General features: G+C 38.0%; 19 protein-coding genes. All 19 read right to left on the reverse strand.

The window, feature by feature from the left end:
* Window positions 1–1657, reverse strand: a 1657-nt coding sequence (locus tag ACFQ02_RS00005) for a tail fiber protein (protein WP_380817729.1), incomplete at its 3' end; no start/stop codon positions are given.
* A 12-nt stretch (window positions 1658–1669) separates the two neighbouring features.
* A complete protein-coding gene (locus ACFQ02_RS00010; protein WP_380817731.1) occupies window positions 1670–2248 on the reverse strand; it encodes a DUF2612 domain-containing protein in 579 nt (192 codons plus the stop codon).
* Complete coding sequence (locus ACFQ02_RS00015) at window positions 2248–3387, reverse strand: baseplate J/gp47 family protein (RefSeq protein WP_380817732.1); 1140 nt, start codon at window positions 3385–3387, stop codon at window positions 2248–2250. The genes ACFQ02_RS00010 and ACFQ02_RS00015 overlap by 1 nt, the downstream gene beginning before the upstream one ends.
* A 10-nt stretch (window positions 3388–3397) precedes the next feature.
* On the reverse strand, window positions 3398–3751 hold the full coding sequence (locus tag ACFQ02_RS00020; RefSeq protein ID WP_380817734.1) for a hypothetical protein: 354 nt from the start codon (window positions 3749–3751) through the stop codon (window positions 3398–3400).
* The gene (locus tag ACFQ02_RS00025; RefSeq protein WP_380817736.1) at window positions 3748–4401 is read right to left on the reverse strand and encodes a Gp138 family membrane-puncturing spike protein; all 654 of its coding nucleotides are present in this window, start codon (window positions 4399–4401) and stop codon (window positions 3748–3750) included. Before ACFQ02_RS00025 ends, ACFQ02_RS00020 begins: the two co-directional genes overlap by 4 nt.
* 86 nt (window positions 4402–4487) lie before the next feature.
* Window positions 4488–5327 (reverse strand): phage protein, encoded by an 840-nt coding sequence (locus ACFQ02_RS00030; protein ID WP_380817738.1) that lies wholly within the window; start codon window positions 5325–5327, stop codon window positions 4488–4490.
* The gene (locus tag ACFQ02_RS00035) at window positions 5296–5628 is read right to left on the reverse strand and encodes a phage baseplate plug family protein (RefSeq protein ID WP_380817740.1); all 333 of its coding nucleotides are present in this window, start codon (window positions 5626–5628) and stop codon (window positions 5296–5298) included. Before ACFQ02_RS00035 ends, ACFQ02_RS00030 begins: the two co-directional genes overlap by 32 nt.
* Before the next feature lie 14 nt (window positions 5629–5642).
* Window positions 5643–6410, reverse strand: a complete 768-nt coding sequence (locus tag ACFQ02_RS00040) for a phage baseplate protein (RefSeq protein ID WP_380817742.1) — start codon at window positions 6408–6410, stop codon at window positions 5643–5645.
* Between the two features lie 9 nt (window positions 6411–6419).
* Window positions 6420–8045, reverse strand: coding sequence for a tail length tape measure protein (locus tag ACFQ02_RS00045; protein ID WP_380817744.1), 1626 nt, complete (start codon window positions 8043–8045; stop codon window positions 6420–6422).
* A 144-nt stretch (window positions 8046–8189) separates the two neighbouring features.
* A complete protein-coding gene (locus ACFQ02_RS00050; RefSeq protein WP_380817746.1) occupies window positions 8190–8606 on the reverse strand; it encodes a phage tail assembly chaperone in 417 nt (138 codons plus the stop codon).
* Window positions 8607–8609: 3 nt separating this feature from the next.
* A complete protein-coding gene (locus ACFQ02_RS00055) occupies window positions 8610–9038 on the reverse strand; it encodes a phage structural protein (protein WP_380817748.1) in 429 nt (142 codons plus the stop codon).
* A gap of 10 nt (window positions 9039–9048) precedes the next feature.
* The gene (locus ACFQ02_RS00060) at window positions 9049–10557 is read right to left on the reverse strand and encodes a DUF3383 domain-containing protein (protein WP_380817750.1); all 1509 of its coding nucleotides are present in this window, start codon (window positions 10555–10557) and stop codon (window positions 9049–9051) included.
* On the reverse strand, window positions 10557–11012 hold the full coding sequence (locus ACFQ02_RS00065) for a phage neck terminator protein (protein ID WP_380817751.1): 456 nt from the start codon (window positions 11010–11012) through the stop codon (window positions 10557–10559). The genes ACFQ02_RS00060 and ACFQ02_RS00065 overlap by 1 nt, the downstream gene beginning before the upstream one ends.
* On the reverse strand, window positions 10993–11367 hold the full coding sequence (locus ACFQ02_RS00070; protein ID WP_380817753.1) for a hypothetical protein: 375 nt from the start codon (window positions 11365–11367) through the stop codon (window positions 10993–10995). Before ACFQ02_RS00070 ends, ACFQ02_RS00065 begins: the two co-directional genes overlap by 20 nt.
* The gene (locus tag ACFQ02_RS00075) at window positions 11364–11810 is read right to left on the reverse strand and encodes a hypothetical protein (protein WP_380817755.1); all 447 of its coding nucleotides are present in this window, start codon (window positions 11808–11810) and stop codon (window positions 11364–11366) included. Before ACFQ02_RS00075 ends, ACFQ02_RS00070 begins: the two co-directional genes overlap by 4 nt.
* Window positions 11807–12163, reverse strand: coding sequence for a DUF4054 domain-containing protein (locus ACFQ02_RS00080; RefSeq protein WP_380817757.1), 357 nt, complete (start codon window positions 12161–12163; stop codon window positions 11807–11809). The genes ACFQ02_RS00075 and ACFQ02_RS00080 overlap by 4 nt, the downstream gene beginning before the upstream one ends.
* 16 nt (window positions 12164–12179) lie before the next feature.
* Entirely contained in the window at window positions 12180–13085 is a 906-nt protein-coding gene (locus ACFQ02_RS00085) for a major capsid family protein (protein WP_380817758.1), read from the reverse strand.
* A 20-nt stretch (window positions 13086–13105) separates the two neighbouring features.
* Entirely contained in the window at window positions 13106–13558 is a 453-nt protein-coding gene (locus ACFQ02_RS00090; protein ID WP_380817760.1) for a structural cement protein Gp24, read from the reverse strand.
* Window positions 13558–14646, reverse strand: a complete 1089-nt coding sequence (locus ACFQ02_RS00095) for a DUF2213 domain-containing protein (RefSeq protein ID WP_380817761.1) — start codon at window positions 14644–14646, stop codon at window positions 13558–13560. Before ACFQ02_RS00095 ends, ACFQ02_RS00090 begins: the two co-directional genes overlap by 1 nt.
* Window positions 14647–14999 lie beyond the last annotated feature (353 nt).

Consider the following 14999-nt stretch of genomic DNA (forward strand, 5'->3'; position numbering starts at 1 on the left):
GTTCTTGGTTAAATTCTTCACCGCCTAAGGCAATTACTTCTTTGATTACAGCGGTTCTATCTCGCCAACTGTCTTTCCAACTGCCTATATCTTTATCTATTAATGGGGTGATAGTGATTTCGGTTTCGCCTGTGTATATACCATATTCAGTTTTAACCGCTTTTGTTTGAATGCCTATTACAGTATTGTAGTTATAATCTCCAGCGTCGCCCCCTGTGTCGGTGTCGCCTATTACGGTGCCGTCTGCATAAAGGAGGGGGAAAGATAGCCAGCGGTCCTCGTGAATGCCGTAACCTTTGGTTATTGTTTCCTTTCTTGTGATGCTATGAAAGCCGTGACGTTTGGTTATTACTTCCTTGCTTTTGATATTGAATAAAACGTAAATCACACCGCCTTTATTTTTTGTTTTGCACACTACTGGATCGCTTGTTTTGCCTCGCCATATGGTTTCGCCTTGAATGCCTTTGCTAATGCGTAATATTTTTTTCTTCGTTTTTCTGTATTCCACTTTTTTTACAAAGGATAATTCAAGGTTTGATAATTTTCTTTTTAAGCTTTGAATTTCATTGGATAAGTTCCCTGCGTTTAAATTGCCGATATTGGTGACTGCTCCATAGGCTTTGATAAAAAAGCGGATTTGGTCAAAATTGCTTTTGACTTTAATGCAGAGTTTAAAGGCGATTGATTTTGGGCGGTTTTCGTCTGCTACGTTTACGCCGTCCGCCTTACTTACATCTAATTTAATTTCCGCTGCCCAATCATCGCTCCCCCCATTTCCCATGCAACCATTAAGCGTTTTAACTTGACTAAATGTTCCGCTAGGAAGTGGTAAATATTTTCGGTCTGTTCTTCGGTATGAAGTGAACGTACCTGTAATATTTCTTATTGCATCTTCTTGCTTTTGCCCTACCGTTAAGCCGTTGTCGGCGTTGCGGATAAATCTATCTTCTGCGTTGGGTAGGCGTGCGTATTCGGTGTTGCCGCTTTGGTAGGTGCCGTATTTTTCTTTGAGGCGGTCAAATAGTTCTGGGTGGTCGGCTTTGGTAATGCCGTCGCCGTTACAAGGGAGCCAGCCCTCTGGGATTTGGTCGAATGGAAAATAAGCGAGCATGCCGACATCGCTTTTTGTAAGGTCTGGGAGTTTGTTGCTATTGCCTAAAGTGCGGTATAAATCTGGGTAGGTGTCTTGCTCAAAGGTTGAGCCGTCGCACAGCAAAAAGCCTTGTGGGCTTCTCACCTGTGTTGGGAATGCCACAATAGAGCCGAGGGGGACGCCTTTTTTCCCAGCTTCATCAATGAAATTACTGATTTCTTTATAATCAATCGACCATCTTACCCAATAAGTAGAATCAACAATATCTGGACGTTGGTTTTTGCTCGCTTTTTTTGCTCGGTAGGTTTTATTATCATATTGAACGTATGCACCTATAGGATAGTCCAATGTCGCGGACCATTCAGGCAAACCATGCTGTAACATATAATTAAAATGTTCATCAATCCGCTTAAACAAAGCATTAAAATGCTCCATTGTTGGAATTCCTCCAGTTTGTTCAAACGTGAACCCCCACCCTCTTTCAACATCAGGAAATTCACTGACTTCTTGATGTTTAGCTTTGCTTGCAAAAATTTTTTCATCGGGTTTATTTTGGATTGTCATTTTTAACCTCTTCTATTGAATTGAATAATTGAATTTAACACCAACTTGGCGTGGCAAAATATCTAAGTGTTCGACTGCAAATTTCTTAAAATCTGTCATTTTTGATCTTGGGATAGATATAGAGACTGTCATATCGTAGTTATCTGTCACATCACAACCCTCGCCAAAAACAAACAAGCACGCTTCGATAATGTTTGGTAGCGTGCCTGTTTGATAGTTTTTCAATATTTGGCATTTGATCAAAAATCTATAATCTTCATCAGATAGCCGCACACTGTCTGCTAGCGGATCTCGTCTTCTATACCATTGGCCACCTACGTTCTGATTTAGTCGTCCAAAACTGAGGGCGTATTGTGATGTATGAAAACCAAAGAATTTTCTAAGCTGATAGCCATTAATAATTCTGAGTTGGCCAACATGTTTACCAACCAAATCTAGCTGATGACCTGTTGATTCTTCAATATTTAAAACATTTTTAAGATTGTTTAGATCGACAAAACTTGATCCAAAAATATTTTCAAAAAGCTTAATTGTTGCAACTGCTCTAGGCTTATGCCGATATTGCCAAATCAATAAGTTAGAATAAGACATCACTCTACCTCAATTTGAATATTTGCTCGCTGAATTCGTGCAAGTTCTCTCGGCTTAATCACAATATTTTCAGCATTCAACACATCAGCGTTTTTGCCTATTTTCAAACTTTTAACCCAAAAACCACCGACAGTATTTATTGGGCTATAAAGTCTTGAGAGAGAAACATCCTCACCTATTTTGAATTTCACATTCGATAGCATTCTTTTAACTTCATCTTTATCTATCTCTGTGAAATCTTCATATCGAACAAGTATCATACTGACATGAATGTCTGTTGGTGTTGCTTTGTCGAACTTTATTATTCTTTGCTTGCCGTTTATCATTAAATTAACAGAGGAGTTTCCTTGCAAACCAATGCCAGCACCTTTGTTTTTGTAGATCACTTTTGCAATATCAGCTTCATTGCCACCTTCAACAATCACATTAATAGAGTGTGGTTGCACTTGAGCCGAATCTACTTGTGATGTGTTATTTTCCAAGACAATGACTTGTTTCACATCAAGCAAGTCACTAATCTCACCTTCAATTGCCTCTGCTGAATTAATTGCACCTCTTGCTCGTGATTTGAAAAAACGCTGCCTTAATTGACTATCAGTTTCTTCTTCAATACCAATTTCTGCATCTACCGAAGTTGTGACACTGTTTAAGCCAAGCGTAATTGTTTCAATAGTGAGTTGTGTATGAGCATTTAAACTAAAGGCTCCAAGCTCCTCGCTTCTAAAATCTGCTCTCGCAGCCCCTGATTCATTTAATGTCACTTTTTGGTCTAAAATCCACCGCACTTTATTGTTATCTGATACGATTAGACTGTTTATTTCAGCATGTGGATCGCCTGTTAAAATGACTGAACGTAAGTAACTATAACTTGCTTTTCGTCTAATTAGTCCCGCATAGGCTACTCTTTGTTCTAACCAAGCACCTGTTGCTAAATCAGGATCTAATTGCTTGTAAACATCTTCTGACAACTCTTCTAAATCAACTTTAATCTGACCTAAAATACCAATCATCTGTCCGTCAGGTGTATCAGGATCGATATTAATACTCTGTCCGTATATCCGCTTAAATCCTTGCTCGAATCTCTCTAGAATAGAATCAAGCCTTTCAATCACAATGCCCCTTTCTACAAGTTTAGCCATTTTTTACTCCTCAAGAACGATAAACGGCACTATGTGAAGTGCCGTATATATCTAAATAATCAACTATAATTGTCAGTGTTCGTTCGTCAGCATTAAAGTTTGATTCATAATGCGTGAGTTGTTTCACACCTTGCGTTTCTAATACCTGCCTTTTTATCTTCAATTCAAGCTCACTAAGGTTTATAGCTTTTCCCATTTTATCTAACCAAGGCAAGCCATGATCTAAATCTAAGAACCAATCATTTGTGAAAGACCAAAGACGTGTTGTTACACACTGTGCGATGGACTCACTTTGATTCGCGTAGCTATTAAAACCATTACCAAATGTCCAATCATGTTTTTTATCAAGTCGTCTTACTCTCATTTAGGCTCTCCTGTTTTACTTGGACCATTAGCCACTCCAGTATGTACGTGCGATTTACCAGAAATACCAGCGGATACCACATCCGTATTGCTTGATATAGTTCCAGTCGCTAAGAATTCCCCTGTCTGTGTGGTATTGCCCGTATGCTGAATATTACCTTTAATTAGTATCGTTCCATCTGTCACTCTAATAAACGTGCTACCATCCATCGTTTGCATTGAAAGACCGTTCATGAAAAAGCCTTTAACTGCATTTGGTATAGAACAAATACCAGGGATAAACATTGCATCTGAAAGATCGTGAAAACGATAATCTAACGGTTCAGACACTTTTGATGATTGCCACCAGCCATCTATACATCTCTCGCTAAATAAGGCAATGCCCTCGTCTCCTGCTATTAGTGGGAAAGTAAAGGCAAAGCCTCCACCTCGTGGGAAAGAGACTGGTACATAAACAAGAGGTGGAATCTGTACGGACTTGCCACCTTTTAAGATCTGTTTAATCTGTATTGCGAGTGTTACTGTTTGGTTTGTTGGATCAAAATTAACTACTTTTGCTGGTAGTGAGGTATGCAAATTCAGTTGAGAATATCTGATTTGCTCATCAGTCGCTGTCTCAGACGTTGCTAAATGTGTATTATAGTTTGACATTATCACCTCATCTTTTTAAAAACAAAAAAACCGCTCATCTTTTCAGACAAACGGTTATCTACTCTTGATTGCACTCACTGCACCTTTTATGAAAATTTCTTTTCCTTTTCGACTTTTTTAAATTTTCCACCGATAACAGTTAATCTACTTACCCAATCACCACCCAAACCATCGCCATGATGTGATAATTTAATGACTTTATATTCACCGTTAAAATACTCTAGGATTGATTGAACTTTGACAAGATTACCAATTTGAAGTGCTGGATTAAGCAAGCAATATAGCTCTAAACCGTCGTCTGTTTGCTCTGGCATACCAAGCATTCCTGTTTCTTGTGACAGTAGAATAACGTCATCATTAATCACTTTGTCTTTCGGTAGAAAAACAAGATTACCATCTTGAATGGACCAGTCTGCATTGTTATTTTTTGCTATGCGATTAAGTAGCTCTCGACTATCACCATTCATTACTCGCCCACGTGGGAGCTGTCTTTTATTAGGAATATCGACCGCACTTTCATTAATTTTTGGCATTGTCTTTTGAATTTCTTTGATAATTTGCTCATCTGTTGCACCTTGCTTTAAGGTAGATGACACCATAGATTCTGCATAAGCCTTGAACCCATCTGAGCATTCAATATCTAAAATAAAATCCAATCCATCACATCTAACTTTGATCTTATTAATATCGCCAAGATAAATTGTTCTTAATTCGTGATACCCAACAAACAAAGTCAGTTTTTTAAAAGATTGGCTTAAGGCTTGGTTTATATGCGTTCTGTTGAGATTCCATATACTGATTTTTGCTGGATTAGGTTTTTCATTGATTGTTTTGTTAATTTCAAAAGAGACCCTTAATTGTTCAATAATTAACGTCTCATTATCGTTACTCAACTCAACTTTCCATTGCCGTCCGAATTGCTTCATCTTTCACTCCAATATACAGAAAACACCTTGTGCCTAAATCTTCAATTGTCATAGGATCTAAATATGCACCACTCTCATCTTCTACCCAAAAGAAATAGCTTTGTGTCGTTCTATACAATAATGGAATACCGCAAACTAACGATGCTCCATTGCAAATTTGCTTTTGTGAAACTGGCTCAAAAACATCCATCGCCCAAAAATTACCTATACTATTGAACCGCAATGTTAAACGTATCTTTACACTATTGAATTCAAATGTTTGCTCTTGGAATGGATCTTGTGTGACTGGAATTTGTAACATATCAAACCTCATTATCAAAAGAGACGTTTAAGCAATGTTTTTCTTTTCGGCTTACTTGGTTGTGTTGTACCTTGCTGAATTTTAGTTGCCGATTGAATGCCCGCACGCCCACTCTTTTTCCTCCCTGCCACAGAGGATTTACTCATAGAAACTGTTGCAGTATCCACGATAAAAACCTCTCTTGCTGTTATCGTAAATTCAGCACTACTATCCTTTGTTTGCCTAATCGAAATAGATTCAATCATCATATTTTTGTAAAGCAATAATCCTGTTTGAATTTCAATAGTTTCACCTGCTTTCTGAATTGACACTAAATCCGCATAACACTTTCGCACTCGTCCACTTGCTTCAGAACTATCTAATAATCCGCCTAAACCAAAATCAGGCAAAAACGGAGCAATCGACCGCACTTTATTAATAGTCTGTTTAGCAGTATCAATAACGCCTTGCACTTGACTAGCTATACGTGTTGCTTTAGAAATAGTTTGCTGTGTCTGCGAAATCACTTTAGCTGGAAGAGGTAATCCGTTTAAGAAATCGCTCGCTCCTCTAATATTGCCCACATTGGGAATATTTAGTCCTGCATTATCATGATCGTGATCGACCACAACACCGACAATAGTTACTTGTTTTGGCTTAGCCACAGCATGATCGGCAATTTCAGCACCACTCTCAATTGGATTGTCAGTAATAGAAAGTTCTGATGTATGCTCCTCTGTCGTCACAACATCAAGTGTAATTTTACCAATATGTCTGTTTGATATTTGTGCAAAATTAAACATTAACTCTCCTTACATCACTACACTTGTTTTCGTGTTTAAGACTGCATTAGTAGCATCAAGTGTAACCTTACTGACATCTTTAACTAAATCACTAGAACCATTAATTGTGAAGTGTTGTGTGATTTTGTTATTGCTGTTTGTCATACGATTGTCCGCTCTTGTATTTGAAATAGCATTTTTAGGCAATGATAAGAATTGACCACTTGGATCTACGCTTAACATATCGTAATAACCTGTATTTGACATAACGTTATTATTCTTACTATCTCCACCAGTAAAGAAATCACCTATAGCTTTCGCTCCGTCAATGATAGGCTGTATGTATGTATTGTACTGCTCTTTGATCCAATCAAACGCAACTTTAAACGGTGTCTTAATAAGCTCTGTTGCACTCTTAAATGTATTTTCTATACTATCCATCGTGATCTCCTTTCCTGTAAGGAGATCCCACAGCGATTTAATTATGGTAAATCCGAGCGCAAAAGGAATAGCGATCACATTAGGATAAGCTTTAAATTTTTCTCCTAATGTAGAAGAATCAAACCATTCTAAAAGTTCCTTCCATTTATCATTAGCCCACTTAATACCTGCAACACACTTCCCCCAGAATTCATCAAATAAAGATTCCTCACCACGTAAAAAACCTAAAAAATCATCAATCAACAAGAATAGCCCTGTTATTGCTGCAATCACCCACATTATTGGATTTGTAGCAAATGCAATGAGCATTTTGCGACTCAACCAAATTAATGCTGCACCAACAAGATAAATTGCATATTCCCAACCAATAGTGTTCGTTATGAGTAAATCGATTGTGCTAATAAAGCGGCTAAAAAAATCAATCATCCATGCGATAGAATCACTCAGTACAGACAATCCTTTTTTAATCAGATCATTATTGACCACAAACCAATTTTTAAACCGTTCAATCATTCGCTGAACTGCAGGAGCAAATTTCAGTGAAAGATATTCACCTACAGCTTTAATCATCTGACTTAAATCAGTCAAAGAGTCCTTAAAGTCAGCTGCTATTTGAGCATTTTCTTTTGTCCCAACTCCAAGCGTCATCTTATCGCGTTCAGCCATTAACTCAGTAAGTTCTTGCTTGCCTAGCCTTAATGTCTGAATCATTGTTTCATCAATGCCAAGCTTAGACAGCATTGCTATCTGCTCTTGCTCGCTCATTGACTGCATTTTATCACTCAATTCACCCATCATTGTGATTGAGTCTTTTACATTACCATCCGCATCTTTTGCTCTGAGACCGTAATGTTCGAATGCTTTTGCACCACGCCCCATACCAACTGCAGCTTCACCAATTGCTCTTGACAACCCTTTAATCGATGATTGTGCTGCCTCTGATGAAGATCCATTTACTTCAGCGACCTTACCTAACTGATAGATTTTATCAACTGCATCACCCGTTACTTTAGATAACTGATGAATATCATCAAGAGCTGTAAGTTGTACATCTGCAAATGCGGTTAACCCAGCAACCGCACCTGCAAATGCAGTACCAATAATCCCTGCAGTAATAGGAAGTTTTCCAAGCAAGCTATTTGTTTCTTTTAACTTATCTAAATCTTTCTCATCGGTTTTTATCCCAATTTTTATCAGTAACTCATTGAGTAACATTTGCTTGTTCCTGTTGTGCTATTTCTGCAATAACTTCGTGAAATGATAAAAGGTCGGCTAATGAATAAACTGACCTTAGCTCGTAAAGTGTGCAGTATTTTTTGACTATCGGTGTAAAAATAAACCAGTCAATTTTAGACTGGCTTACTTGTTTTTGGTGTTTGGAAGAATAGAGGTTAGCAATGTAGCCCCACCGCTGAAAAAATCCGCAAATTGATATTTCACCCCCTCTGCCAATACTTGGATTAAATGACTGCGATATTGGTTAAAGTGTTTGTCTGGATTATCTGACAGTCGATACTGTGAACCATCAACACAACAAGTTGTATGCTTGAGTACAATATCTTCCAATGCTTTTACACTTGGATCGCCAAGACAAGACAATAAATGCGTTAAAACAGCATAACCAACCTGTTCTTTCTCACCCGCTTTTACACTAGACAAATCCACACCTTGAACAAGTTTTAATGCGTTTTTAATCGCACACCACGCCCCCATTGCATTTGCTGGTGTCATTACATAGCGTACACCATTTAATTCAAACTCGTGTTGCATCTCCATAAATTACACTCCTTTTTCAAGATTCATCACAACATTTTCAAATTTAATTGTCCAAGTTTGTGCATTGTGTCCTTGCCCACGTACAAAGTTTGGCGGTGTAGTGAAATAACCTTTTGTCGCCGTCACAACATCACCATTCATTAAGTCACGAATAGATAACGTCAGAGGTGCGAACGTTTTAATACTATTTTTTTGTTGATTACGCAGTTTGATTAAATAAGCGTTATCTTCAGAATGTTGTTTAACCTTGAGTTTCAGCGTGCCTGACTTGTCAGTGTTTGCAATAAAGATACCTCGACCATCTGCACCGATAATATATTCACCATCATCAACAGAATAATTCACGCTAATGACATCAGCACCATCTGCCCAGTCACTAATCTCTCTACCATCCAATAAAACACTGACTTCTTTTGGATCAAATACTGCCATTTTTTACTCCTTATCGATTGTAATTAACGATAATATCAACGAAATGAATTGCACCAGCTAGTTTAACAGCCACTTGAATTGGTGTTGCTGTGCGTTGTTCTTTGTCACTGTCTGAAAGTGTATCCATTGGTGCAGCCCAGACATAGTAACCTTTCTCAAGATAATCACCTGTTTTAAGCGATCCGAAACCATCTCCCGTCCATTGACCAGAAGCGAATGCACCGTTATTAATCCCCTCAAGACACACTTTCTCTACTGCTGAAATAAGTACAGCTTGACCTTTATCAGTAAGTGGGATCTTAGTCGGTGATTTATAAAGACGTGCAAACACTTCTTTCTGAACTGCATCAGTGAACCAATCAAGAATTACAATCTCGTCTGCAAACTTACCACCAATAACTGTACCCTCTGAGATCATTGCTACATCGTCATAATAGGTATAAGTATTGATACCTAAGCGTTTAGCTTTATTATGTTCAGTTGCAGTCACATCATCAGCAGTGATTCCAGGCTGTGTTTTAAACTTCAACGTCATTGTTGAGTTATTCGCTGCAAAGTTGACCGATAAAAGACGTGCCAATGCTGAAGATGCGGCGTATAAATCGTCCTTGTCAAAAATTGCCAATGTGTGATCTAATTGTGCATCATAAAGTTTCTTGAAGATATTCGTTGCTTTCCATTCGAGATTTTCTGCACGAATAACATTTACTCCGAATAACTTTGTATTACTCTGTGCATATTTAGCACAGCTTTCAATTTGTGGATCTGTCAGTTGTGCTGCAAAAGTAAAACCATACCAACTATTATTCACTTCAGCGACATTAAATAACGCTTGATTTACTTTTTCCGCTTTTAAAACAATTTGTGCAACACCTTTTTCAGACAATGCCTGACCATTTTCAAGCTTAAGCATTGCTCCAATGTACTGACCATCTTGACCATCATCGAATGCATATTTCATCACTGTGTCTGAATGAACTCCAGCGGTTGAACTAGTCACTATGAAACGATTACCTACATCATCATACGTAATTGTCACACCTGCAGTTAGCGTGGTTAGCTTTTCTTGGATTTTGGTAGCAACATTATGCAATCCAGTGCTTTTTGTTAAATTAACACCTTTAATCTCTAATGTTTTATCACCAACAATGAATTTAAAATAACCATTCGAGATATTTTTAAAATCATCTAGATCATTATTTAAAACTGCGCCTGATAATTTATTCGAAGTTTGTGGAATTGTTGTTCCAGATTTCTGCCAGCGACAAATAATCAACTGTTTTGCACGTGGACTTTGACTAAAAAATGGAAAACTTGCCTTTGATGTTTCTGAATTAGAGCCAAAAAGTTGCTCTACTTCTTGTTGGCTTTGCACATAAACATAACGAGTTACCGCATCGTTAAAAGCGATTCCTGCCTCTGGTGTAAATAATGCAACTACACCAAAATCCTTACGTGGTGCCGATTTTGGTACGGTATTGAGCTGCACATTGACAATATTCGAAATAGATAAAGCCATTATGAATTTCCTCTTATTTGTTTAACTAAATGATTGTTTGTTGTAATATCAACTTGCTCGATTGAATTAAGTGTAGTTTCAACAACATGATGATGTGAAATTTCACAATCAAATTGCCCTCTCTCCTCAAAATTAGCTAAAATAGTTGCAGTAAGGTTTCGCACATCAGAGAAGCTAACAATACCTGCATTCATCGTCTTAAATGCATCAATTATTTCTGAACTTTGTAAGATTGTTCTCAGCTTCATTGCTACTCTTACTGCATTAGAGCCGTAACAAGAAACACTAACCATACTCAAGCAACTAGTTATAATTCTTTCTTTTTGCCCATCAAATCTACGCTTACTTAGTCCTATTTCTTTGCTTGAAATTAAATCGACAGTAATAAATTTTGAAAGTTTATTATCTGGTAGCCAGCCACCTAATACAGAACCATCAGGTAATTTCAAAGCCATTTGAATCAACTTTCGCAGTCGCACTATGTCGAACTCCGATATTGTTGTAGTATCCATAATCCCCCCACTCTCCTGCTTTTATGATTCTATAGTCGTGGTTTCTAAAATGAACTAGATCGCCAATTGACAACTGAACACCAGTAAAAAACTTCATTGATGGTAAAAAACGCTCCATCTCTGGCATTGATTGCATATCGTTTTGTGTCGTTGGAATTGCAATGGCAACTATCTTTTCAGGTTCAGAGTAAATTGCGTTAAACCCCTCTGCAGAATGTTCACCTTTTAGCCTTTTTAGCATTAGGGTTTGCCTAAACAAACTATTATTCAATCGTCCACGTTGATTAATTAAGCTCATCTCACTATTCCTTTTATTGACTGTCGCAATTTACCTGTATCAATAAGTGGCTTGCTCGAACCTTTACGTTTAATCGTCTTCGGGTTATTCGGCACCCAATTCCCATGCACAATATTTTCTTGAACATCACCTTGAGCAATTAACGCAAGTTGTTTATAGATTTTTTCTGGCTCAACACCTTTCTTAAACAGATTAACGAACATTAAACTATACTTTTCCTGATTGTCATTTAGTGTCCGTCTTAAAAAAGGGCGTTCTGGAATACGGTCGTTGCCAAATTCAAGCACTGCTGCAAGACTAGCCATATTGAAACTAGGTTGATCTTTTAATGATTTATTAGCTTCTTCTGGAATACCCACGAAAACATCTCTCTTAACAAGCTCATCCAGTGTTTTAGCTAAATTCTTAAGTGCATTAAAATTACCAGAAATCGAGATACTCATACTACAATTATCCCAATGCCAATCAATTTACGAAGTCGTAAATATTCTTGGCCATAAGCACTTGTTTGATAGAAATCATCACTAGGGTTTGAAATCGATTGAGTATAACTTACTGAAAGTTCACCCGCTGTTTCAGAAACAATAGGGCGAATTGCTCCGCCCTGACTTTCTTTTAAGTTAAAACTTATTCTGAGCAAGTGAGCAGCTAATGCCATTACGCCACGTCCATACAGTTGCCCCCACTGCTTTTCGCTAATTTCGGCTTTTGCATCTTCAATAAAAATGCCGACTTGTTCAAGGTCGGCATCTTTAAATTCAGGATAACGCTTTATAAAACTGTTTTGTAATGACATTCACTACTCCTTAATATTAATAATCAACGTATAAAGCCGATTGTGGCTCTTTGAAGTTTACGCCACCAAACACCATAGTTAAACCTGATTGATAAGTAACAAGATCTTTCTTGCCTGCTCCAATTACTGTAGGTGATTTTGGTACGTTCATTTCCACATAATTTTTGTCATTAGTGTAAACTAACGCTCGCGTTTTGCTTTCTTTGGCTAATTTCGCAAAGTTAGATGGCAAAGCTTCAATTTTAATATACTTGCCAGCTGCACCTTTAAGTTTTTCTTCTAGCCACTCAAGGGCAGATTTATCCGAATTTGGACGTTCTAATAATGCCAAATGAGCTTTATCTGCACTATCAATAGCAAAAGTATCAGGCACAGCAATGCGATAGGTTTTTTCTACTGAACGCAGAAAAATTTCTTCAAAAAATTTGACCGCCTCAGCATAATTCATTGCATTAATCGCTTTTTTGCCTTTTGGTTCAAACACTTCAACACCTTCTGCATTTAACAAGCCTTTTAAGCGAGTATCTAATGCGTGTCCTAAAAACGCCACTTTTTGCAAAGTTTGGTGTGCGTTTTGGTTAAGTGCATAGAGTTTTTCAGTGTTTACCTGAACACCCAATGCAGCCGCTTTTTTAATCTCAAACTCGTGCCATTCAACTAATTTCATCCAAGTGACTAATGGTACTTTTTTGTGGTTAAAAGTTACACCAACCTGATCGAATACACTAGTATTCATTGAAATCAAGCCACTGTCTAAGTCTCCAGTAATATCAGAGCTAAAACTTAGGATTTCATCAGCAAGCTCGCTCCCTTGTGAATTGATATGCACAAAATGTGGGAACACAATATCAGGGTATTTTGTACGATTGATGCCTGTTTGCACCTCAGTTAATGCCGAGCGTAAAATATTAATATGTGGCATAGTTATTTCATTCCTTCTAGTTATAAACGGGTAATTTCTGCAATATTGCCTGCTACTTTAATCACGGTGTAGTCGGTTTTAATGCAGTTCTCATCATCTTTGTCTTTTTGAATAGTGCCGACAAGCTTAGAAGCATTCGCCACAGCAACAACATGCACTTTATCGCCACGCTTGAGGTCATCCACCCCTTTAGCAATCTCAACCCAAATGCTGTCTGCTGTACCAATATGCATTACATCACAAAGCTGACCTTGTGGGGTTTCGTCTTTAATCACGTTACGCACTACCACACCAGCAACGGTGTCAGTTTTAGCAGATAAGGCTTTTACACCTTTTTCAGATAACGCGACAAAACGTCCTGCTACTAATGCGGTTTCGCCTTCGTTCATATAGGCAATAGCTTTTGAGTTAGCTAATCCACCTTTGCCAATGTTGCCAGCAGTCGCAACTGCAGTATTAATTGCAAATGCCATTATTTTGCTCCTTCGTTGTAAGAGTTAAAATCAAATCGTTGTGTTGGTGTTGCATCACCAATTAACACACGTCCTAAGTTTTGGTCAGCAAGCTTCTTCGCAGTGGCTTTTGCTGCGACATAAGCACCAGCCATCTCCGCATCTGAAAGTTTTTTTGCTTCATCTTCAGTAAAAATACCTGTAGATACTACTGCACCTTGTTGAATTTCACGCACTGTTGCTTTGTCGGTAAAGGTGACATCAGCGAAATGTACTTTCGCATCGGCTAATAAAGCAGTGCGTTTACTTTCTTCTGCTGTAGATTTTTGAGCATCTTGCAACTCTTTAATTTGTGCTTTGAGTCGTTCGTTTTCTTGCACTAATGCTGCATTATTCACTTTTGTTTTCTCCTTTGGTTCTTCCTTATCTTTTTCAACCGTTTTTTCAGGCTTAGTTTCAGATTTAGATGATGGCTGTTTTTCGCCCTCTTCTTTCTTTTCTTCCTCTTCCACCTTTTGTTTTTGCTCATCTGATAACTTAATACCAAACGCACCAAGCAAGGCATCAAGGAATTTCACACTTTTACTCATAATGGTTCTATCCTCATCGGCGAATTTAACAGTTGGTCCACATCGCCCTTTCGCCACAATAGCGACATGGTTGCCGATCATCGGCGACATCTCAAAATCAGCATCCTGAACTGCTGTGGTGACAATATCGCAGTCGTATCCACAAGAAAGCTCTTCAATACCCTCATCTTGAATTAACTTAATGGCATCTTCGTCATAAACCCAAGCTTCAGCCACTAAGGTATCATTTACACGCTTAACATTTCTCACCACACCTACAGATAATTCTTTCCAGTTTTTCGCATTGACCCCTTGTGCTGGGTGTCCAATAGTTAAAGGTACCCCTTCAAAACTGGCTAAAGTGCGGTCTGAAAATAAAGAGTTTTCCGTACGAGCCACTTTTTTCACTGCCATTTCTTGCAAGCCTAATTCGCTTGCGTGGTAGTCAAATACGCCTACTTTAGAAATCGTTGCTGGTACAACTAAATAGCCGTCTTTTGTTACCGCTCTTTGACTTGAGCCTTTGTCTGTGAATTTCATTTGTTACCACCATTTAATTGCATTGATAAAGGTTGATGACGCAATAAGAAAGCCTAGCAACCAAATGCCCCAAAATCTGAGTGTAGATAAACGTTCAGTCATTGCCCTAAACTCCTATTTAAAAAAGTGGCAGATGACAAACCCTATAAAGCACCAAAAAGCAACCACGCCAAAATCAATGTTGATCTCAATGCTGGAATGATATTTACGCTTTTTAGCCATTCTAATTTCTCCAATCTTTGAGTACTGATAAGATATTGGGTAATCGCCAAACGAGAATTAAAAAGGCTAAACCTAATACACTTTCTAATAAACCATATTGCATTGTTAGCTCCTTGAATGTTGGAAAAATT

It is taken from the genome of Seminibacterium arietis (genome assembly GCF_042675725.1).
Classification (GTDB): Bacteria; Pseudomonadota; Gammaproteobacteria; order Enterobacterales; family Pasteurellaceae; genus Seminibacterium; species Seminibacterium arietis.